20 protein-coding genes are annotated in these 18,521 nt (G+C 65.1%); 6 read left to right on the forward strand and 14 right to left on the reverse strand.

Annotated elements, in window-relative coordinates; all coding sequences use genetic code 11:
• Positions 1-100 precede the first annotated feature (100 nt).
• The 4 genes from P9239_RS11320 to P9239_RS11335 form a co-directional block, all read right to left on the reverse strand.
• Positions 101-1,108: an ABC transporter permease gene (locus tag P9239_RS11320; RefSeq protein WP_309750764.1), complete on the reverse strand. Its 1,008-nt coding sequence runs from the start codon at positions 1,106-1,108 to the stop codon at positions 101-103.
• A complete protein-coding gene (locus P9239_RS11325; protein ID WP_404980029.1) occupies positions 1,109-2,716 on the reverse strand; it encodes a sugar ABC transporter ATP-binding protein in 1,608 nt (535 codons plus the stop codon). It lies immediately after the preceding gene.
• 198 nt (positions 2,717-2,914) lie between these two features.
• Complete coding sequence (locus tag P9239_RS11330; protein WP_309750766.1) at positions 2,915-3,877, reverse strand: sugar ABC transporter substrate-binding protein; 963 nt, start codon at positions 3,875-3,877, stop codon at positions 2,915-2,917.
• A gap of 193 nt (positions 3,878-4,070) precedes the next feature.
• The gene (locus P9239_RS11335) at positions 4,071-4,352 is read right to left on the reverse strand and encodes a hypothetical protein (protein WP_309750767.1); all 282 of its coding nucleotides are present in this window, start codon (positions 4,350-4,352) and stop codon (positions 4,071-4,073) included.
• A gap of 241 nt (positions 4,353-4,593) precedes the next feature.
• On the opposite strand from P9239_RS11335, the gene P9239_RS11340 reads away from it, so the two are divergent.
• The 3 genes from P9239_RS11340 to P9239_RS11350 all read left to right on the forward strand — a co-directional run bounded on the left by P9239_RS11340 (position 4,594) and on the right by P9239_RS11350 (position 6,456).
• Positions 4,594-4,899 (forward strand): PsiF family protein, encoded by a 306-nt coding sequence (locus P9239_RS11340; protein WP_309750769.1) that lies wholly within the window; start codon positions 4,594-4,596, stop codon positions 4,897-4,899.
• Positions 4,900-5,100: 201 nt separating this feature from the next.
• The gene (locus P9239_RS11345) at positions 5,101-5,571 is read left to right on the forward strand and encodes a hypothetical protein (protein WP_309750771.1); all 471 of its coding nucleotides are present in this window, start codon (positions 5,101-5,103) and stop codon (positions 5,569-5,571) included.
• A 294-nt stretch (positions 5,572-5,865) separates the two neighbouring features.
• Entirely contained in the window at positions 5,866-6,456 is a 591-nt protein-coding gene (locus P9239_RS11350; protein WP_309750774.1) for a YSC84-related protein, read from the forward strand.
• Between the two features lie 97 nt (positions 6,457-6,553).
• Here the strand turns inward: P9239_RS11350 and P9239_RS11355 are convergent, their stop codons facing one another.
• The 9 genes from P9239_RS11355 to mltG all read right to left on the reverse strand — a co-directional run bounded on the left by P9239_RS11355 (position 6,554) and on the right by mltG (position 14,744).
• Complete coding sequence (locus P9239_RS11355; RefSeq protein ID WP_309750777.1) at positions 6,554-7,621, reverse strand: glycosyltransferase family 4 protein; 1,068 nt, start codon at positions 7,619-7,621, stop codon at positions 6,554-6,556.
• A gap of 242 nt (positions 7,622-7,863) precedes the next feature.
• The gene (gene otsA / locus P9239_RS11360) at positions 7,864-9,249 is read right to left on the reverse strand and encodes an alpha,alpha-trehalose-phosphate synthase (UDP-forming) (RefSeq protein ID WP_309750778.1); all 1,386 of its coding nucleotides are present in this window, start codon (positions 9,247-9,249) and stop codon (positions 7,864-7,866) included.
• A 166-nt stretch (positions 9,250-9,415) separates the two neighbouring features.
• Positions 9,416-9,772 carry a Rap1a/Tai family immunity protein gene (locus P9239_RS11365; RefSeq protein ID WP_309750780.1) on the reverse strand — a complete coding sequence of 119 codons (357 nt, stop codon included), beginning with the start codon at positions 9,770-9,772 and terminating at the stop codon, positions 9,416-9,418.
• A gap of 85 nt (positions 9,773-9,857) precedes the next feature.
• Complete coding sequence (locus P9239_RS11370) at positions 9,858-10,622, reverse strand: ankyrin repeat domain-containing protein (protein ID WP_309750782.1); 765 nt, start codon at positions 10,620-10,622, stop codon at positions 9,858-9,860.
• Between the two features lie 55 nt (positions 10,623-10,677).
• Positions 10,678-11,466, reverse strand: a complete 789-nt coding sequence (locus tag P9239_RS11375) for a TatD family hydrolase (RefSeq protein WP_309750784.1) — start codon at positions 11,464-11,466, stop codon at positions 10,678-10,680.
• A 13-nt stretch (positions 11,467-11,479) separates the two neighbouring features.
• The gene (locus tag P9239_RS11380; protein WP_309750786.1) at positions 11,480-12,016 is read right to left on the reverse strand and encodes an N-acetyltransferase family protein; all 537 of its coding nucleotides are present in this window, start codon (positions 12,014-12,016) and stop codon (positions 11,480-11,482) included.
• 31 nt (positions 12,017-12,047) lie between these two features.
• Positions 12,048-13,094 (reverse strand): DNA polymerase III subunit delta', encoded by a 1,047-nt coding sequence (locus P9239_RS11385; protein ID WP_309750788.1) that lies wholly within the window; start codon positions 13,092-13,094, stop codon positions 12,048-12,050.
• Between the two features lie 19 nt (positions 13,095-13,113).
• Positions 13,114-13,734 carry a dTMP kinase gene (tmk, locus tag P9239_RS11390; RefSeq protein WP_309750790.1) on the reverse strand — a complete coding sequence of 207 codons (621 nt, stop codon included), beginning with the start codon at positions 13,732-13,734 and terminating at the stop codon, positions 13,114-13,116.
• Positions 13,734-14,744 (reverse strand): endolytic transglycosylase MltG, encoded by a 1,011-nt coding sequence (gene mltG, locus P9239_RS11395; protein WP_309750793.1) that lies wholly within the window; start codon positions 14,742-14,744, stop codon positions 13,734-13,736. The genes tmk and mltG overlap by 1 nt, the downstream gene beginning before the upstream one ends.
• A gap of 255 nt (positions 14,745-14,999) precedes the next feature.
• Here mltG and P9239_RS11400 point away from each other — a divergent pair, with 255 nt between their 5' ends.
• The 3 genes from P9239_RS11400 to P9239_RS11410 all read left to right on the forward strand — a co-directional run bounded on the left by P9239_RS11400 (position 15,000) and on the right by P9239_RS11410 (position 17,528).
• Complete coding sequence (locus P9239_RS11400) at positions 15,000-15,299, forward strand: hypothetical protein (protein WP_309750795.1); 300 nt, start codon at positions 15,000-15,002, stop codon at positions 15,297-15,299.
• Positions 15,300-15,716: 417 nt separating this feature from the next.
• The gene (locus P9239_RS11405; protein WP_309750796.1) at positions 15,717-16,703 is read left to right on the forward strand and encodes a folate-binding protein; all 987 of its coding nucleotides are present in this window, start codon (positions 15,717-15,719) and stop codon (positions 16,701-16,703) included.
• A gap of 6 nt (positions 16,704-16,709) precedes the next feature.
• A complete protein-coding gene (locus P9239_RS11410) occupies positions 16,710-17,528 on the forward strand; it encodes an NRDE family protein (RefSeq protein WP_309750798.1) in 819 nt (272 codons plus the stop codon).
• Positions 17,529-17,531: 3 nt separating this feature from the next.
• On the opposite strand, the gene P9239_RS11415 is transcribed toward P9239_RS11410, so the two are convergent.
• Positions 17,532-18,488 carry an alpha/beta hydrolase gene (locus P9239_RS11415; protein ID WP_309750800.1) on the reverse strand — a complete coding sequence of 319 codons (957 nt, stop codon included), beginning with the start codon at positions 18,486-18,488 and terminating at the stop codon, positions 17,532-17,534.
• Between the last annotated feature and the right edge of the window lie 33 nt (positions 18,489-18,521).

Genomic DNA, 18,521 nt, shown 5'->3' on the forward strand with positions numbered 1-18,521 from the left:
CTTTTGGCGGACAACGGCGATCCGGTCATCTATTTGACTTCACCTGCGTTTAACGTCGCGCCCCACCCCGCTGCGAGGCTCGACGTGCTGCCTCGCGGCATCAACCGCGCCTGCGTCTGCTCCGGTACGTATCGAGCACCACCGCGACCACGATGACCGCGCCCGTGATGATGCGCTTGGTCGGCTCGTTCGCGCCGATCTGCGCCAGCCCCGCCGCCAGCACCGAGATGATGAGAACGCCGAAGAACGTGCTGATGACCGAGCCGCGCCCGCCCATCAGACTCGTTCCGCCGATCACCACCGCCGCGATCACCTGCAGCTCCACGCCCGCGCCCGCGTTCGGATCCGCGGCTTCGAGACGTGAAATCTGGAACAGCGCGGCCAGTCCTGACAGCGCGCCCATCAGCGCGAAAACGATCACCTTGTACGGCCGCGGATCCACACCCGCGAGCCGCACGGCTTCCTCATTCGTGCCGATGCCTACCAGATAACGGCCGAAAATCGTCCGGGTCAAGACCCAATGCGCAACAATCATTACCGCGACTGCAATCAGAAAGGCCGGCGAGATGCCGAACGCGATCGGATTTGAGAGGAAATCGAACGCATCGCCAATGTAGGCAGTGCGCGAGTTCGTCATCTGATACGCGAGTCCGCGCGCCGCTTCCAGCACGCCGAGCGACACGATGAACGACGGAATGCGCCACGCCACCGTGACGAGTCCCGTGACCGTGCCCGTCAGCGCGGCGGCGGCCAGCCCGATGAGCGCCGCCGGAAGCGCCGGCCAGTGCCACTTCAGGGCGGCCACGCTCACCACCGAAGCGCCGAGCGCAAGGACCGAGCCCACCGACAGGTCAATGCCCGCGATGATCAGCACGAACGTCATGCCGATCGACATCACGACGAGATCGGGTATCTGATTCGCAATCGTGCTGAAGGTGTCGTACGTCAGGAAGTGCGAACTCAGCACGGAGAAAAGCGCGATCATCGCGGCGAGCGCGCCGGCGAGCCCGAGATAGTTGGAGAAGCCGAGGCGCGTTCCTGCGCCCTTCGCGTTCTTGCCGCTTTTCGGTGCATCGGCCGGCAGATTGGCTTCGGACTGACCCGTCATTCAATGCTCCAGGAAATTGTCTTGTTCGGGCGGCTTCGCGTCGGGCGCGAGCGGCTCGTGCAGAATCGCCTCGCGCTTCGCGTAGCCGGCAAAGGCTGCGGCGAGCAGCGCATCCTGCGTCCAGTTCGCGCGCTCGAACACGCCGGTCATGCGCCCCGCCGACATCACGCCGATCCGGTCGCAAATCAGCATGAGTTCGCGCAGATCGCTCGAAACGACGACGAGCGCGCGGCCTTCGCGGGCAAGCGCGCCCATGAGCCCGTAGATGTCGAACTTCGCGCCGACGTCGATGCCGCGCGTCGGTTCGTCAAAAAGCAGCACGGTGCAGTCGCGGGCGAGCCAGCGGCCTATTACCACTTTCTGCTGATTGCCGCCCGATAGCTCCGACACGGCCTGCGCCGGCCCGGACGTGCGAATGCGCATGGCGTCGATCTGGCGCTCGGCGAGCGCCGCTTCGCGCCGCGTGTCGATCACGCCGTGACGGGCCACCGCGCCCACGTTGCCGAGTGAAACGTTCGCGGCGATGGGCAGGCCGAGCAGCAAGCCCTCGCCCTTGCGGTCCTCCGTGATGAGCGCGATGCCGTTGTTCACCGCATCCGACGGCGACTGAATGCTCACCGCGCGCAGTGCTTCGCCGCCGCGCGAGACGGACACCGTGCCGGCGTCCGCGCGATCCGCGCCGTAGATCAGGCGCATGAGTTCCGTGCGCCCCGCGCCGATCAGCCCGCTAATGCCGAAAATCTCGCCCGCGCGCACTTCAAAGGACACGTCGCGCACGGCCGGGGCGCGCGTCATGCCGTCCACTCTCAGCGCGACGCCGCCCAGCTTGCGCTCGCCCAGATCGATGCGTTCACCCAGTTCGCGGCCCACCATCAGCGTGACGAGCTGGTCGCTGGTCAGCGCGCTCATCGGCCCGACGTGCACGAGGCGGCCATCGCGCAGCACGGCGGCGCGCTCCGCGATGCGCCGCAATTCTTCCAGCCGGTGCGAGATATAGACGAGCGCCACGCCGCGCGCTTTCAGCCGCGCAATTTGCTCGAAGAGAAGATCGACTTCGCGCGCCGTGAGCATCGCGGTGGGTTCGTCGAGAATCAGCACGCGGCAATCGCCGATCAGATTGCGCGCGATTTCGACCATCTGCTGATGCCCGATGCCGAGATCGCCGACGAGCGTGTCAGGGTCGATCGCGTCGAGGCCGACTTGCGCCATCGCGTGCCGCGCGTCTTCTGCGAGCCGCTTACGATCGATCCAGCCGATTTTGAGGCGCCCTTTCTGCGGCAGGCGGTTCAGGAACAGGTTCTCCGCGACCGAGAGCGTCGGCAGCAGGTTCAGCTCCTGCATCACCATGCGCACGCCGAGCGATTCCGCCTCGGTGCGGCTTTGCGGCGCGTACGGCTGGCCCGCGAGCGTCATCGTGCCCGTGCTCGGATTCGTGAGTCCGCCGATGATCTTCGACAGCGTGCTCTTGCCCGCGCCGTTTTCGCCGGTCAACGCCAGGACCTCGCCCGGGAAAAGTCCGAGCGAAACGTCGGCCAGCACCGGCTCCACATACGTTTTGCCGATTCCCGTGACGGTCAGCACGCTCGCGTCGTGCGCGTCTTTCATCATGGCGTAAGGTCGCTCAAGGCGTTCGGTGCATCCTCGGCAAAGTTTTGCATGCGTTGCGGCGGGACGGCGGCCGGCGCGCTCCGTCGTCCCTCAACCGCGTTCGTGCGTGTTTTCACCCGTGTCCTTCGTCCGTGAATTAACGGCATGATCGCCGCGAACTTGAGGACGAACGGTTCGCGGCGCAACGCTCGATGCTTCTTATTTCGTCACGAGATCGACGGGCGTTTCCACCACGGTCGAGAGCTCCGACTGCTTCTTGTGCCCGGCAATGGCCTTGAGCGCCACGTCGATGCCGAATACGGCCTGCTTCGCCGCGTATTGGTCGGCGGTGGCGAGCACACGGCCGTCCTTCAGCATGGGCTTGATCGCGTTGATGTTGTCGTAGCCGACCACCTGCACCTTGCCCGCCTTGCCCGCCGCGCGCACGGCCGAGACCGCGCCGATGGCCATGTTGTCGTTGCCGCAGAGCAGCGCCTTCACGTTCGGGTTCGCGTTCAGTATCTGAGACGCGACGGCGTTGCCCTTGTCGATTTCCCAATCGCCCGACTGGAGCGCGGCCACCTTCATGCCGGCCGCGTCCATCGCGTCCTTGAAGCCGGCGGTGCGCTGCTGCGCGTTGGTGGTCGTGGAGACGCCCTCGATGATGCCCACTTCGTCGCCCTTCTTCAGGCGCTTGGCAAGATAGTCGCCGACCTGACGCGCGCCCTTGCGGTTGTCGGGGCCTACGAACGGCACGTTCAGGTCCTTGGACTTGAGCACGTCCTGATCGAGCCGGTTGTCGATATTCACGACGATGATGCCCGCGTCCGCCGCCTTCTTGATGACCGGCACGAGCGCCTTCGAATCCGCCGGCGCGATGACGAGCGCATCGACCTTCGAGACGATCATCTGCTCGACGATGCGGATTTGCGCGGCGGTATCGGTTTCGTCCTTGATGCCGTTGGTGATCAGGTCGAATTTGTCGGTGTTGTGCTGCTGGTAGTCTTTCGCGCCGTTTTCCATGGTGAGGAAGAACTCGTTGGCGAGCGACTTCATCACGAGCGCGACCTTCGGCTTGCCGGCGCTCTGCGCGAACGCGGGCGATGCGGCGAAAGGCAGCGCGCTGCAGGCAACGAGTGCGACGGCGGCTGACAGGACGCGACGGCGAATGGCTGACTTCATGCGGTTCTCCTCCAGTGTTTTCATTGGTGTTGTGCAGTGGGTCTTGCATGTGATGCGAAACATGGGCGGTTCAACGTTTGCCGCCGTCGATTCTCGTTCGTGCCAGGCGCGCGGTCAATCGGGCTAACGTGGAGTGGACGCTTCGGACGCATGCGCAGTGTGGTCTTGCGCGCGTTCGACGCCAGCCGCAGGCTCAGAGATCGGCGACCGACTGGCCCTCGATCTCGTTGTCGATGATTTTGCGGCCATACTCGATGCCGGCGCGCGTGGCATCGATCGGGCTCTCGAACGGCTCCTGCTCGGGCACGCCGAACATGGCGGAGCGGCCGCTTTCTCCGGCGGCGGCGCGCGAGATGGTCACGAAGATGTCGAAGTGGCGCGGGCCGTCGTCCGGCTCGTCGCGCTCTTTCGCGCGGCGCAGCGCCTGCACGTGGATGGCGAAGCCCTTGTAGTGATCGGCGAGCGGTGTGGACATGGAGCGGCTCCTATCGTGAACGGCGTCGGGAATGGAAGATGACGGCAACTCGATGACGAAACGCAGCGTCAGCGTGGCCGGCGAAAGCGCGTTGCAAGGCCACGGCGCGGCGGCCCAATGTTCAACTCGAGATTTAACCTTATCGCACACCCGGTTGAAATCCGCTTTGCCATAATGCGCGGGGCGAGTCGTCGAAACTCGCGTATTCGAGAAGAATCGTCAATCACTCAGGGAGCGTCACATGACTATTCGAGCCACTGCCCTTATCGCTGTTTTGAGTCTTACGCTGGGCGCGCCTTCGGCGTTCGCGGCCAACAGCCAGCAGTCGAAGATGACCGACTGCAACAAGCAGGCAGCCGACAAGAAAGGCGACGATCGCAAGGCGTTCATGAAGAGTTGCCTGTCCGCCACGCCCGCCGCAGCCTCCGCCGCCTCGGCGCCCATGACCCAGCAGCAGCGCATGACCGCGTGCAACAGTCAGGCGTCCGGCAAGAAAGGCGACGACCGCAAAGCGTTCATGAAGAGTTGTCTCAGCAGCAAGAGCTGATCGTCCTCGCGCCGCGCCCGCCGCACGCGGCGCGCGGCGTCCCGCATCTCGCCGCCCATATTGCACTGCACCCAAGCAAGTGTTTCGCAGCGCCGTCGTTTTCTCATAAGATGGCGCGAAGGCGGCCCCTCACGAATACAAGAAACACGCCATCGGCCGCCGCTCGTCTAGCGTGGCGACAAGCCTCGCATGGAGGCACGGATGGCATGGAGATACAAGAACCGCTGGTTCCGCCGATGGCTCGTGACGATCACCTTCTGGGCCGTGCCCGTGATGATCGTCGCGGTCAACGAGGTGCGTGAAGAAATGGCCTACAACACGGTCGATCTTCAAAGGGCGCTCTCCACCTGGCAGTTGACCGATGCACAGCGGTCCGCCGGGGCCGCAGCCCGTTGTCACGGCGCGCCCGACGAAGCTCGCGCAGCCGGTTGCCCCGCCGACGTTCTTCGCGCCAATGCCGCGCGTCATCACGAAGCGCTCGACGAATACGCGCATCGCAAGGCGACGCTCGCCGATTATCTTTGGCATGCATTCATCGGCTACTGGGTCGTGCCGGCGGCGTTCCTGCTCGCCGTCGGCATCGTGATCGGCGGCATCAAGCGCGCCCTGCGGCGGCCGTCGCGGGCCGCGCAGCCGACTCCTCCGACCAAAGTAAAAACGACGAGCCAATGACAAGCGCCGCTCGGGTACGGTCGTTGCTACTGGCTACGCGGCGTTGCTGCCGAAACCGAGAGCGGTTCGGCGAAATTTATACAGGGCTTCAGTCAGCGGGGCGGGCGAAATGGCCAGCACGATCGTCGCGAATGGCGGGCTTAAGCGCCGCGCGACGAAGAGCGGCGTGAGCAGGCGACATGGAACAACAGTCTCCGGCGCGAGCGTCGCGTTTTCTCGTCGCTGTGCTATAACTTGGCGTGCCTCACCCTCCCGCACTATGGGGTTTCCTAAATTCCACGATGGAGAACAATGATGCAAAGACGAAACTTCATGCTCAAGTCGACGGCCGTGTTGGCGCTGGGAGGCCTCGCGCTCGCCGGTTGCACGACGAATTCGAACACCGGCGCTGAGAAGGCCGCCGGCAGCGCCGACGATCGCCGCAGCATCGACGCGGACGTCGACAGCACCATCCAGCGGCTATATGCGACGGTCCCCGGCTCGCGCGAACTGGTCGCGAAGTCGCGCGGCGTTCTCGTGTTCCCGTCGGTGATCCAAGCGGGCTTCATCGTCGGCGCGCAGTACGGCAAGGGCGCGCTGCGCGTGGGCGGCGGCACGGTCGGCTACTACAGCACGACGTCCGGCTCGTTCGGTCTGCAGGCAGGCGCGCAGTCGAAGTCGATCATTTTCCTGTTCATGACGCAGGACGCGCTCGACAAATTCCGCAACTCCGACGGCTGGTCGGCAGGCGCGGATGCATCGGTGGCGCTCGTCAAGATGGGCGCGAACGGCGCGGTCGATACGACCACGGCCACGAAACCGGTCGAAGCCTTCGTGCTGACCAACGCGGGCCTAATGGCCGACGTGTCGCTCCAGGGCACGAAGGTGACGCGCCTCAAGATGTAAGCGGCGCACCGCCTGAGTGTTCGGCGGAAAGCATGACCGCCGTGTGGCGCGACCCACAGTCGCGCCACACGGCGGTTTTTTCTTGGCCGTTGAGAGATCAGGTGGCCGCGCGATCGATCAGCTTGAAGCGCGAGCGTTTCTGCGCGCGCACGACGGCCTGATACGCGTCGAGGTATTGCCGCGCCATGCGGTGCGACGTGAAGCGCTCTTCGAAGCGCCTGCGCACGGCTTCGCGCGAAAGCGTATGCAGCCGGTTGACGGCCGCCACCGCGCCGATCTCGTCCTCGACGATGAACCCAGAGACGCCCTCGTCCACCACTTCCGGCACCGCGCCGCGATTGAAGGCAATCACCGGCGTGCCGCACGCCATTGCTTCGATCATCGCGAGCCCGAAGGGCTCCGGCCAATCCACCGGGAAAACCAGCGCGTGCGCGCCCGAGAGAAAGTCGGCCTTCTGCGCATCGCTGATTTCGCCCACGAATTCGACATACGGCAATTCCAGAAGCGGCGCGATCTCGCGTTCGAAGTACTCGTGGTCGGCTGCATCGACCTTGGCGGCGATCTTGATCGGCAGCCCGCAACGTCCCGCGATACGGATGGCGGTATCGACGCGCTTTTCCGGCGAGATGCGTCCGAGAAACGCCAGATATTTCTGCTCGACGGGCTGCGGCATGTAGCGCGTCTCAGGCAGGCCGTGATAGACCGTCGAGATCCACTTCGCCTGCGGCAACGGATGCCGCTGGGAGTCTGAAATCGAAATGACGGGCGCCGTGTTGAACGTGTCGAACACGGGCTGCTGCTCGGGCAAATCGAGCCGTCCATGCAGCGTCGTGACGAACGGCGTCTCTTGCCGGTTAAAGAGCGAGAAAGAATAGTAGTCCATGTGGAAATGCAGGACGTCGAACTCCTCCGCGCGGCGGCGCACCAGTTCCATCAGCAGCATGTGCGGCGCGATACGGTCGCGAATTGCCGGGTCGAGCCGTAGCGCGCGGGGCCAGACGGCTTCGAGCTTCGCCGTGGTCTGCGAGTCGCCGGTGGCGAACAGCGTGACATCGTGGCCTAGCTCGACGAGCGCATCCGTGAGATACGACACGACGCGTTCCGTGCCGCCATAGAGTTTGGGCGGGACCGATTCCGTCAACGGGGCAATCTGGGCAATTCTCATCGTTCTCGTCTCCATGCGGACTTCCACGTGCGAGCGTGTGCACGTATTCGTAATGAGTCGCGCGAGACCGAGTATGACAGGAGACTGTCAGCCGGCTAACGAGGGTTTTCTCGACTGCCGGGGCGAGGCGCGGCGGCGGTTCGCGCGATGATCCATTATCGACGGCGAAGCGAGCCGACACCGCGTACTCTTGCACTTTCATCCTTCTGTTACAGACCGGAAACAACCGTTTCGTGCGCCTGTTACTTGCGGCGCACGCCGCGTAAATCGGCGAGGAAGTTGTCGCGCCAGACGCCGAGATCGTGTTTGCGGAGCGCCGCCATGTTTGTCTGATAACGCTCCTGGCGTTCGGCGAGCGGCATGGCGAGCGAACGGGCAAGCGCGTCCGCCATGCCGACTACATCGTGCGGATTCACCATCACCGCGCCCGTCATTTCGCCCGCCGCGCCGGCAAACTGCGAAAGTACGAGCACGCCCGGATCGTCCGGATTCTGCGCGGCGACGTATTCCTTCGCGACGAGATTCATGCCGTCGCGCAGCGGCGTGACGAGCCCGATCTGCGACTCGCGGAACAGCGACATGAGTTTCCAGCGGTCGTAACGCTGGTTCAGATAGCGGATGGGCGTGTAATCGAGGCCGGAGTAACGCCCGTTGATGCGCCCCGCTTCGTATTCGAGGTTCTGGCGTATCTGCTGATAAGTTTCGACGTCCGAGCGCGTGGGCGGCGCGATCTGCACGAGCGTGACGTTGCCGCGCCATTCGGGCGACTTCTCCAGAAAATGCTCGAACGCGCGGAACCGTTCGACGAGCCCTTTCGAATAATCCAGCCGGTCCACGCTCATGATGAGCTTGCGGCCTTCGAGACTCTGCTTGAGGTCCATCACGTCCTGGCGCGCCTCGCCGCGCTGCGCCTGTTCCGCAATTTCGTCCGGGAACACGCCGATGCGGTACACGCCCGTCCTGAGCTTGCGCCCGAACGCCTCGACGCGGCCGTCTTCCGTCGCCGTGCCGTGCGCGTGCCGGACGATGTAGTCGTGAAACGCGATCTGGTCGCCTTCGGTCTGAAAGCCGACGACGTCATAGCAGCACAGCGACCGCACCAGTTCCTCATGCGGCGGGATGTTGAGCAGAATCTGCGGCGACGGAAACGGAATGTGCAGAAAGAAGCCAATGCGATTCGTGATGCCCGCGCTGCGCAGCGCCTCGGCGAACGGAATCAGGTGATAGTCGTGAACCCAGATGACGTCGTCCGGCTCCAGCAGCTTGATGAGCTTGTGCGCGAGCCAGGAATTCACGCGCCGGTAGCCGGCGTATTCGTCGCGGTCGTAGACGGCCAGATCGTTGCGATAGTGGAAAACGGGCCACAGCATCGCGTTCGAAAAGCCGCGGTAGTACTGGTCGTAGTCCTTCTTCGGCAAGCCGACGGTCGCGAACGTCACTGCGCCGTCCTGCTCGAGCGTCGGGCCTTGATTCGCGACGCCTTCGCTCACGACGTCCCCGCTCCAGCCGAACCAGACGCCGCCGCTGTCCTTCAGCGCGCCGAACACGCCGACGGCGAGTCCGCCGGCCGAGCCTTTGGTTTCAGTGGGCGTGGCGACCCTGTTGGATACGACGACGAGACGGCTCATAAGACGTTCCTCTTGCGTTTTTTGTGTGATATGCAGAAATCGCTGTCGGAAGTTCGACTAGCAAACGGCGTGCGGGTTTCCGCGCCGTGCGGCATCACCGAAGCCGTCGTCAAGAGGTGTATCGAAGCGTGCCGCGACCGTGTCACGGCGCGCCTCGACGGGCGTTTCAGCGTTCCGCCTTGCAGGGAAACGCCTTGCCGAGCCCGAGCGACACCATCGTGGTGGCGTTGAAATTCGCCTTGTCGGGATTGTCCGCGATGTACTTGCGCACCGCGTCCGTCAGTTGTTGCGGCTTCACGTCGGCCGGCAGACAGAAGTACTGGCCGACCTGCGGCCCGGTCGTGCCGCCGATGGCTTCTATCGTGTTATAGACGCCGTCGGCCGCGCCTTCAATATAGGCGGCGCACGCGGTACGCGAGTTCGGATCGGTTTTGATACAGAGCTTGTTGAGATCGTTGCCGGTGAATGCGAACGCGCACACGGGCGTCGCAAGAGCACAGGCGATGGCGATTTCCCGCAGCATGGTCTTCCTTTTGTGTTGAGCGGCGGCGTATTGGAGCGAGGCGGCCGCGCCTGACCGCGCTCGCCCGGTTTCAGGCGTGGCGGTGCTATTTTGACCCATTTGCGCCGCTTTGAGCAGCGCCGCCTTGCATCGCGTCGAGGCGCGCCTGCAAGCCCTCGGCGACGTCTTTCTCGTTGTACTTCCGCGCGAAATCCACGGCGGTCATGCCGATCTGATTTTTCACCCGCAAATCCGCGCCCTGGTCGAGCAGCAGCTTGCACGTCGACAGATGACCGCCGCGCGCGGCCATCATGAGCGGCGTCGTGCCGTTCGGCGAACCGGCGTCGATATAGGCGGAGTGGTCGAGCAGAATCTTCACGATGTCGTCATGACCGTTGGTCGCCGCGTAGTGCAGTGGCGTCCAGCCCTTCTTGTTCACTTCGGCGTCTTTCGCGATCAGCAGATTCACGAACGTGGCGTCGCCGTTGAGCGCCGCGAGCATCATGGCGTTTTCGCCGGCGGAATCCAGCTTTTCGAGGTCCGTGTTCTGATTGTCGGCGAGTAGCTGGCCGACCTTGTCGGACTTCTCGCGCGCGGCGATCACGAGGAGCGGCGCGCCAGTGTTATCGACCGTGTTCGGGTCTGCGCCCTGCGCGAGCTGCTTCTTGACTTCGGACACGTCGTCGAACTTGACAGCCTTGATGAGCGAGTCCACGGAAGCGGCCCAGACCGGCTGCGCGAACGCGCATGCCGCGACGAGCGCGCCGGCGAAAAGTCCGCGCACGGCCGCGCGCCTGCCCGCCCGCAAAGCGGCCGGTTGCGTGTTTGCAGTCATCGCGGACTGAGTGGAAAGCATCGGGGAATTGTTCATAGTGGACCTTCGAATTGCCATGAAACGATGAATCGCGCCGCTTGCCCGGCAGTGCTCAGGCAGCCGCGCGCGCGATCTTGAAAAGCCGGAAGAAATTCTCGGTCGTGGCCTGCGCGACCGTCTCGTCCGTCTCTTCGCGCAATTGCGCGATGAAACGTCCGACATAACTCACGTACGCAGGTTCATTCGGCTTGCCGCGATACGGCACCGGCGCGAGATACGGCGAGTCGGTTTCGATCAGCAGACGGTCGAGCGGAACGCGCCGCGCCACGTCCTGCACGTCCGTCGCCTTCTTGAACGTGACGATGCCGGAGAGCGAGATGAAGAAGTTTTGCGCAAGCGCCGCTTCGGCTACGTTCCACGGCTCGGTGAAGCAGTGCATCACGCCGCCCGGCACGCTCGCGCGCTCCTCTTCCATGATGCGCAGCGTGTCTTCCGACGACGACCGCGTATGGATGATGAGCGGCTTGCCCGTCGCGTGCGCGGCGCGGATATGCGTGCGAAACCGCTCGCGCTGCCATTCCATGTTGGCGATGCTGCGGCCTTCGAGCCGATAGTAGTCGAGTCCCGTCTCGCCAATCGCGCAGACTTTCGGATGCGCCGCCAGTTCGACAAGTTCCGCGACGCTCGGCTCTTTTGCGTCCTCGTGGTCCGGATGCACGCCGACCGACGCGTACACGTTCTCGCATCGCTCGGCGATATCGAGCACCGAGGGCAGCGTCTCCAGATCCACCGACACGCATAGCGCGTGTGTGACGGCGTGCGCGCGCATCTTGTCGAGCACGTCCGGCAGACGATCGGCCAGGCCTTCGAAATTGATGTGACAGTGCGAATCGACGAACATCCCGTGCTCCTTGCTACTGGTTCTGACTCAGGCCGTTTTTTCGTTGCGGTGCGCCTTCCAGCCGCAAGCCGAGAATGACGAGATCGCGCTCCACGCCGTCCAGCACCGCGACGCGCGGCAGCGTGCCCCATGCTTCGAAGCCGAAGCTCGCGAAAAGCCTCATGCTCGGCTCGTTGTGGCCGAAGACGAAGCCAAGGACAGTGTCGACCTTCAGCGACGGCGCTTTATCGAGTGCCTCGCGCAGCAGCTGCTTGCCGAGACCCTTGCCACGCGCGCGCTCGTCCAGATAAATGCTGACTTCGACCGTGCGCGCATACGCCGGACGGCCGTAGAAATCCGAAAAACTCAGCCACGCAATCACCGAGCCGCCCTCTTCCACCACCCACAGCGGGCGCGCGTCCGGGCCGTGCGAACGGAACCACGCGAGACGGCTTTCGACGCTGACCGGATCGAGGTCCGCAGTGACTTGCCGCGAGGCGATCGTCGAATTGTAGATGGCGACGATGGCGGGCAGATCGTCGAGGGTGGCGTCGCGATACGTGAGACTCATGGGTGGTAGCGTTTCGGAATCGAACAAAGGATCAGGCGGTGAAGATCCCGCGATACGCGAGAAACAGTTCTTCGAAAACGAGCCGCGCGTTCAGCGGATGGTTCTCCACCGCGCGCTGGCGCGTGACGGCCTTGATGCAACGGGCGAGCGCGGCGGGATCGGCGCTTTGCGCGCAGCGCGCGAGCGCCTTGGCCGCGCCGGGGAAATAGCGCGGCCGGCCGGCGGTGCGCTGTGCGAGCACGTCGTAGAGCCAGCGTTGCAGCCAGCCGAGAACCATCGGCACCGGCAGCTTCTGCAGGTTTTCGCCGCACGCGAACGCGTCGCAGTTCGGGCCTGCGGCAAGCTGTGCAAGCGTGAAATCGCGCAGCGCGCGGTTTTCATCGTGCGCGAGAGCAAGCGCCGTGAGCGGCGCGCCGCCCGCTTCGGCAAGCAGGCTGGCGGCATCGTCCACGCCTTGCGACGCGAGCCAGGCACGCGCCGCATCGGCGTCGGGCAGGCTCATCGGCCATTGGCGGCAGCGGCTGATGATGGTCGGCAAGAGCCGGTCTATTCTCGCCGACACGAGCAGAAACACGACGCCCGACGGCGGCTCTTCGAGCGTCTTCAAAAGCGCGTTCGACGCCGCGACATTGAGCGCCTCGGCGGGATACAGCAGCACGACGCGCAAGCCCCCGCGATGCGAGCCGACGCCGCAGAAGTCCAGCAGCGCGCGCACCTGCTCGATCTTGATCTCCTTGCTGGGCGCGCGCGATTTCTTGCCTTCGCCATCGTCGGCTTTTTCAGCCGATGCGTCGTCCGCCGCGGCCGATCCTGGCAGCGCGGCGAGCGCGGCGAGCGCCTCGGGCAGCACGGCGCGGAAATCAGGGTGATTGCCTTGCGAGAACCACAGGCACGCGCGGCACGTGCCGCACGGTTCGCCGTTGCCGGCGGGCGTCTCGCACAACAGACCCTGCGCGAGATGCTGCGCGAACTGCAACTTGCCGATGCCCGCCTCTCCGTGCAGCAGGAGCGCGTGCGGCCAGTGCGCGCGCAGTTGCTGCAGGCGTTGCCAGTCGTCGGTTTGCCAGGGGTAGATCATCGCTCGAGTGTCGTGAGAATCAGAGGCCCGCGATCACGTCTTTCAGACGCTCGCGGATCGCGCCGATGGGCTGGGTGGAATCGACGATGACGAAGCGCTCCGGCGATTCCGCCGCGCGGCGCAGATATTCGGCACGCGTGCGCTCGAAGAACGCGTCCGACTCGCTTTCGAACTTGTCCGGCGCGCGCGCGGCCGAGCGGCGGTCGCTCGCGGTCTCGGTCGGCACGTCGAAGAGCACAGTGAGATCCGGATGAAAACCGCCCTGCACCCACCGCTCCAGCGCCTCCAGCTTGTCGCGCGGCAGACCGCGCCCGCCGCCCTGATAGGCGAACGTCGCATCCGAGAAGCGGTCGGACAGCACCCAGTCGCCGCGCGCGAGCGCCGGTTCGATCACCTGCGCGAGATGCTCGCGGCGCGCCGCGAACATCAGAAGCGCCTCGGTTTCCAGGTCCATCGGCTGATTCAGCAGCATGCCGCGCAGCGTTTCGCCGAGCGCGGTGCCGCCGGGTTCCCGCGTCATCACGACATGGCGGCCGCTACCCGCGATCTTCTCTTCCAGTTGCTGGCGGAACCAGTCGAGATGCGTGGTCTTGCCCGCGCCGTCGATGCCTTCGAACGTGATGAATGTGCCGCGCGCCATCATTGACCCCGGATGTACTTGTCGACGGCCTTGTTGTGGTCGCCCAGATTGTCGGAAAAGATGCTGCTGCCGTCGCCGCGCGCCACGAAATACAGCGCGCTGCTCGGCGCGGGGTTCAGCGTGGCGCTGAGCGCGGCCACGCCCGGCAGCGCGATCGGCGTCGGCGGCAGGCCCATGCGCGTGTAGGTATTGTACGGAGTGTCCGTCTGCAGGTCCTTTTTCTTCAGATGGCCTTCATACGTCGCGCCGAGCCCGTAGATCACGCTCGGGTCCGTCTGGAGCGGCATGCCGATGCGCAGCCGGTTCGCGAACACGGCGGCCACGAGCGGCCGGTCGGAGGCCCGCCCCGTCTCCTTCTCGACGATCGACGCCATGATCAGCGCCTCGTAAGGCGTCTTGTACGGCAGATTCGGCGCGCGCGTCGCCCACGCTTCCGCCAGGCGCTTTTGCATCGTGCGGTACGCCCGCTTGTAGACGGCGAGGTCGCTCGTGCCCTTGTCGAAGAGATAGGTGTCGGGGAAAAAGAGTCCTTCGGCCGACGGCTTGTCCGCTTCCGTCGCGCCGATGGCTTTCAGCAAGTCGATATCGCTCATGCCGGCCGTGTCGTGCGTGAGCGCCGGGTTGCCGTCCAGTTCGCTGCGCATTTTCTGCAGCGTCCACCCTTCGATGACCGTCGCCACGTATTCGTTCACGTCGCCGCGCGCGATTTTTTGCAGCACCTCGTATGGCGTGATGCCGCTTTTGAACGCGTAATTGCCGGATTTGAGCTGCGCCGACAGGCCGAGCACGCGCGTCATCAGCACGAAGAGCTCGGGCTCGACAGGCACGCCGCCGCGATTCAACTGGGCGCTCACGCTGCGCAGGCTGCTATGAGGCTTGATGGTGACATCGAGTTCGGCGGGGGAAAGCGGCATCGGCCGATTGGCCCAGTAGTAGACGCCGCCCGCGACGGCCGCTGCGAGTATCGCGGCGAGCAGCGCGGCCACGACGCATTTCTTCAGGAAAGACACGACGAATAGAGGCAGTAGTGAAGTAATGACGGAGACGAGCGCGCGACCGGATCAGCGTGCGGCTCTCCCTTTTAGCAGCCGTTCGGCCGATTTCGACCCGTATTGTATAGATGTGGCCATGCTTCGGTCATAGCAGAGCCGGGCGCGGGCCTCGAACGACCGGGCGAATGCGGCACGGCACTTGCGACCCATTCAATAAGCAGGCGATGAGCGTCTGCCCTTCATTTGTGGAGAACGAACAAGGAGGAAGAGATCATGAGCAAGGCAATGAGCACATTGATCGCGGCGGTCGCCGCACTGACGCTGTCCGGCGGCGCGTTCGCGCAGGCGGGCGGTGGCTCGACCGGCAGCACCGCCAGTCCGGCCAATCAGGTCAACGGCGCGACAAGCGGCGGCTACGGCTCGCCGGGCGCGACCAACTCCGGCAGCGGCACGTCCGGCGGCGCGCCGAACTCGGGCCTGCCGAGTGCCACGAACGGTACGGCGACCAGCACCCCGCCCCCGAGCAACAACACGCTCGCCACGCCGAGCGTTAGGTCGCCGGCTGCGCAATAAGCAACAGTAGCTGGCATCGAGCGCGTTGCCGGAGCGGACTCGCCCGGCGACGCGCAGCCGCGACGCCGGCGTTCGGCTGCGTCGTCGATTGCGCTGGGGTCATCGAGAGGCCACCGCATCCGGCACAACCTCGGCGGGTTCTGCTGCGCACCGGTTCAGTGGCTCGCGCCGTTGATCGTCACGAATCGAGCGCACTGCCGACGCGCTTTTTCGTCAAGATTCTCGTCAAGTTCTCGCCAAGCGCCGAGCCTTACGGCTGCGCTCACCGTAGAAGACTGCACCGGGCGAATCATCCTTCCCTGCCGCGCGCCCTTCGACCCGCAAAAACACGCCCCGCCCAAGACCCATATAATGACCTGCCCACCTGCGCTGGGCCGGATGTACCGGCCGCGTCCCTAGCATCGACACATCGTCCTTATGAATTCCGAGACCAGTACCCTTCCCGCCGCCGATTTCGAAGCCCTCCGGACCGCGGGCGTCCACATGCCGCTCACGCAGTTCGGCGTGATCGACGTGAAAGGCGAAGACGCAGTCGCCTTTCTGCATAACCAGCTCACGAACGACGTCCAGCATCTCGATGCCTCCACCGCGCGCCTCGCGGGCTATTGCTCCGCGAAGGGCCGGCTGCTCGGCTCGTTCCTGATGTGGCGTACAGCCGACGCCGTGCGTCTCTTGATCTCGCAGGACATTCAGGCGCCCGTGCAAAAGCGCCTGTCGATGTTCGTGCTGCGCGCGAAGGCGAAGCTCTCCGACGCGACGCCCGAAGTCGCCGCTGTCGGCTTCGCGGGCGATGTGCGCGCGGCGCTCTCGGGCATCTTCGACGCGCTGCCGGACGGCGTCCACGTGAAGGTGGAAGGCCCGCACGGCGCGCTGATCCGCGTGCCGGATGCCGCAAGCCGGCCGCGCTTTCTGTGGGTCGGTCCGAAGGCCGACATCGAGGCGCACCTGCCGACGCTCGACGAGAAGCTCAGGCGCGCGCCCGCCGAGCTCTGGGACTGGCTCGACATTCACGCGGGCGAGCCGCGCATCACGCAACCGACTGTCGAGCAATTCGTCCCGCAGATGGTCAATTTCGACGTGCTCGGCGGCGTCAACTTCAAGAAAGGCTGTTATCCAGGGCAGGAAGTGGTGGCGCGCAGCCAGTATCGCGGCACCATCAAGCGGCGCACGGCGCTCGCGCACGGCGAAACGGCCACGCCCGGCGCGGCGCTCTTTCATTCCGACGATCCCGGCCAGCCGTGCGGCATGGTCGTCAACGCGGCGCCGGCCGAAGGCGGCGGTGTCGATTGTCTGGTGGAAATCAAGCTCGCGGCGCTCGATAACGGCTCCGTGCACGTCGGTTCCGTCGACGGTGCGCGCCTCGACTTTCTGCCGCTGCCCTACGCGTTTCCTGCGGACGTCTGAGCGCCCATGTGCCTGATCGTATTCGACTGGCAACCCGGCGCGCGTTCCGACGACGGCCGCGCGCTGCTGACGCTTGCCGCCAACCGGGACGAGTTCTTCCGCCGCGACGCCCAGCCGATGCACTGGTGGACCGATGCGCCCGGCGTGCTGGCCGGCCGCGACATCACCGGCGGCGGAACATGGCTCGGCGTGAGCCGCGACGGTCGCTTCGCGGCGCTCACCAACTATCGCGCGCCGAGCGAAATGCGCCCTGATGCGCCCACCCGCGGCACGCTCGTAAGCGCGTTTCTTTCGGGCGAACGCGAAGCGCCGCTGGACTATCTGCGGCGCGTCGCCGAGCAAGGGCATCGCTATAACGGCTTTAACTTGCTTTGCGGCGATTTCACGCGACGCGAGCTCGGCTGGTACGGCAATCGTGCCGATGCGCCGCCCACGTTGCTCGACGCCGGCGTGCACGGTCTGTCGAACAGCCTGCTCAATACGCCATGGCCGAAGCTCGTCGTGCAGCGTCAGGCGCTCGCGGACCTCATTCGCGCAGACGAACATCCGACGCTCGATGTGCTGATCGACACGCTGCGCGATCCGCGCATCGCCGATGACGAACATCTGCCGTCCACGGGCATTTCGATCGAGCGGGAGCGCGTGCTGTCGGCGGCGTTCATCGAGACGCCCGAATACGGCACGCGCAGCACGACTGCCCTGCGCGTGCTGCCGACTGCACGCGGCCTTTCGCTCTCGATCAAGGAACGCAGCGATGACGACGGCTCGCATCGCATCGTCAGGCCGGGGAATGTGGAGCGGGCGTTTTCGTTTGAGATTGCGTAAGGCTCAGCTTCCGAACGCCGCCTTCAGCGCCCGCACCGCATCCGCATGTGCCTGCGCCACTTCCGGCACGAAGCCGCCCATCTTGAAGAACTCGTGGATCATGCCTTCATAGCGCGCGAGCGTCACCGGTACGCCCGCGGCTTCCAGCTTCGCCGCATATGCGATGTCTTCGTCGTAGAGCGGATCGTGGTCCGCCGCCGCGATCCACGCCGGCGCGACGCCCGCGAAATCCGGCTGGCCGCCCGCTGCATCGAGCGGGGCGAAGCGCCAGTCGTCGCGGTCGCGGTCATCGCGCAGATACTGAGCGAAGAACCACTGAATGGTCTCGCCCGACAACAGATAGCCTTGCGCGAGACGCGCATGCGATTCGCTCTCTTGCCGCGCGCTCGTGCCCGGATAGATCAGCAGTTGCAGCCGCAGCGCGATGCCTGCGTCGCGCGCCAGCACCGCGCAGACGGTGGCGAGCGTGCCGCCCGCGCTGTCGCCGCCGATCGCGAGCCGCGCCGGATCGATGCCGAGCATCGGCGCTTCGCGCGCAAGCCATTGCAGCGCGTCGAAGGCGTCGTTCACGGCGACCGGGAACTTGTGCTCCGGCGCCAGCCGGTAATCGACCGAAACGACTGTGCAGCGCGCGTCGTGCGCGAACTTGCGGCAGAGCGCATCGTGCGTCGCGATGCTGCCCACCGTGAAGCCGCCGCCATGCAGATAGAGCAGCGCGGGCGCAGGCTCGGCCCAACTCGGCGCGACGGAATGGTAGACGCGCACGCCGATCTCGCCGCCATCGCGCGTGGCAATGCGCATATCCTCGACGCTGTGCAACGGCAACGGCGCGATATCGAGGATGGGCGCGCTCATCGCATAGGCGGCGCGCGCTTCGTCGGGCGTGAGCGTGTGATACGGCGGACGGTTCGCGCGCGCGACCATTTCTAGGATCTGCGCGATCTTGGGATTGAGCGGCATCGGGCAAGCGCGAGGCGGATACGAAGGCTCACG

Origin of the sequence: Caballeronia sp. LZ062, assembly GCF_031450785.1 — a bacterium.
Taxonomy (GTDB): Bacteria; Pseudomonadota; Gammaproteobacteria; order Burkholderiales; family Burkholderiaceae; genus Caballeronia.

Excerpts from the sequence above, each read along its gene's own strand:
- tmk (WP_309750790.1), bottom strand. The coding sequence starts at position 13,734 with ATGGCGCGCGGCACATTCATCACGTTCGAAGGCATCGACGGCGCGGGC.
- P9239_RS11365 (WP_309750780.1), bottom strand. The coding sequence starts at position 9,772 with ATGCTGCGGGAAATCGCCATCGCCTGTGCTCTTGCGACGCCCGTGTGC.
- P9239_RS11340 (WP_309750769.1), top strand. The coding sequence starts at position 4,594 with ATGACTATTCGAGCCACTGCCCTTATCGCTGTTTTGAGTCTTACGCTG.
- P9239_RS11375 (WP_309750784.1), bottom strand. The coding sequence starts at position 11,466 with ATGTTCGTCGATTCGCACTGTCACATCAATTTCGAAGGCCTGGCCGAT.
- P9239_RS11325 (WP_404980029.1), bottom strand. The coding sequence starts at position 2,716 with ATGATGAAAGACGCGCACGACGCGAGCGTGCTGACCGTCACGGGAATC.
- otsA (WP_309750778.1), bottom strand. The coding sequence starts at position 9,249 with ATGAGCCGTCTCGTCGTCGTATCCAACAGGGTCGCCACGCCCACTGAA.
- P9239_RS11330 (WP_309750766.1), bottom strand. The coding sequence starts at position 3,877 with ATGAAGTCAGCCATTCGCCGTCGCGTCCTGTCAGCCGCCGTCGCACTC.
- P9239_RS11385 (WP_309750788.1), bottom strand. The coding sequence starts at position 13,094 with ATGATCTACCCCTGGCAAACCGACGACTGGCAACGCCTGCAGCAACTG.
- P9239_RS11380 (WP_309750786.1), bottom strand. The coding sequence starts at position 12,016 with ATGAGTCTCACGTATCGCGACGCCACCCTCGACGATCTGCCCGCCATC.
- P9239_RS11320 (WP_309750764.1), bottom strand. The coding sequence starts at position 1,108 with ATGACGGGTCAGTCCGAAGCCAATCTGCCGGCCGATGCACCGAAAAGC.
- P9239_RS11335 (WP_309750767.1), bottom strand. The coding sequence starts at position 4,352 with ATGTCCACACCGCTCGCCGATCACTACAAGGGCTTCGCCATCCACGTG.
- P9239_RS11400 (WP_309750795.1), top strand. The coding sequence starts at position 15,000 with ATGAGCAAGGCAATGAGCACATTGATCGCGGCGGTCGCCGCACTGACG.
- P9239_RS11345 (WP_309750771.1), top strand. The coding sequence starts at position 5,101 with ATGGCATGGAGATACAAGAACCGCTGGTTCCGCCGATGGCTCGTGACG.
- P9239_RS11350 (WP_309750774.1), top strand. The coding sequence starts at position 5,866 with ATGCAAAGACGAAACTTCATGCTCAAGTCGACGGCCGTGTTGGCGCTG.
- P9239_RS11410 (WP_309750798.1), top strand. The coding sequence starts at position 16,710 with ATGTGCCTGATCGTATTCGACTGGCAACCCGGCGCGCGTTCCGACGAC.
- P9239_RS11415 (WP_309750800.1), bottom strand. The coding sequence starts at position 18,488 with ATGCCGCTCAATCCCAAGATCGCGCAGATCCTAGAAATGGTCGCGCGC.
- P9239_RS11355 (WP_309750777.1), bottom strand. The coding sequence starts at position 7,621 with ATGAGAATTGCCCAGATTGCCCCGTTGACGGAATCGGTCCCGCCCAAA.
- P9239_RS11405 (WP_309750796.1), top strand. The coding sequence starts at position 15,717 with ATGAATTCCGAGACCAGTACCCTTCCCGCCGCCGATTTCGAAGCCCTC.
- P9239_RS11370 (WP_309750782.1), bottom strand. The coding sequence starts at position 10,622 with ATGAACAATTCCCCGATGCTTTCCACTCAGTCCGCGATGACTGCAAAC.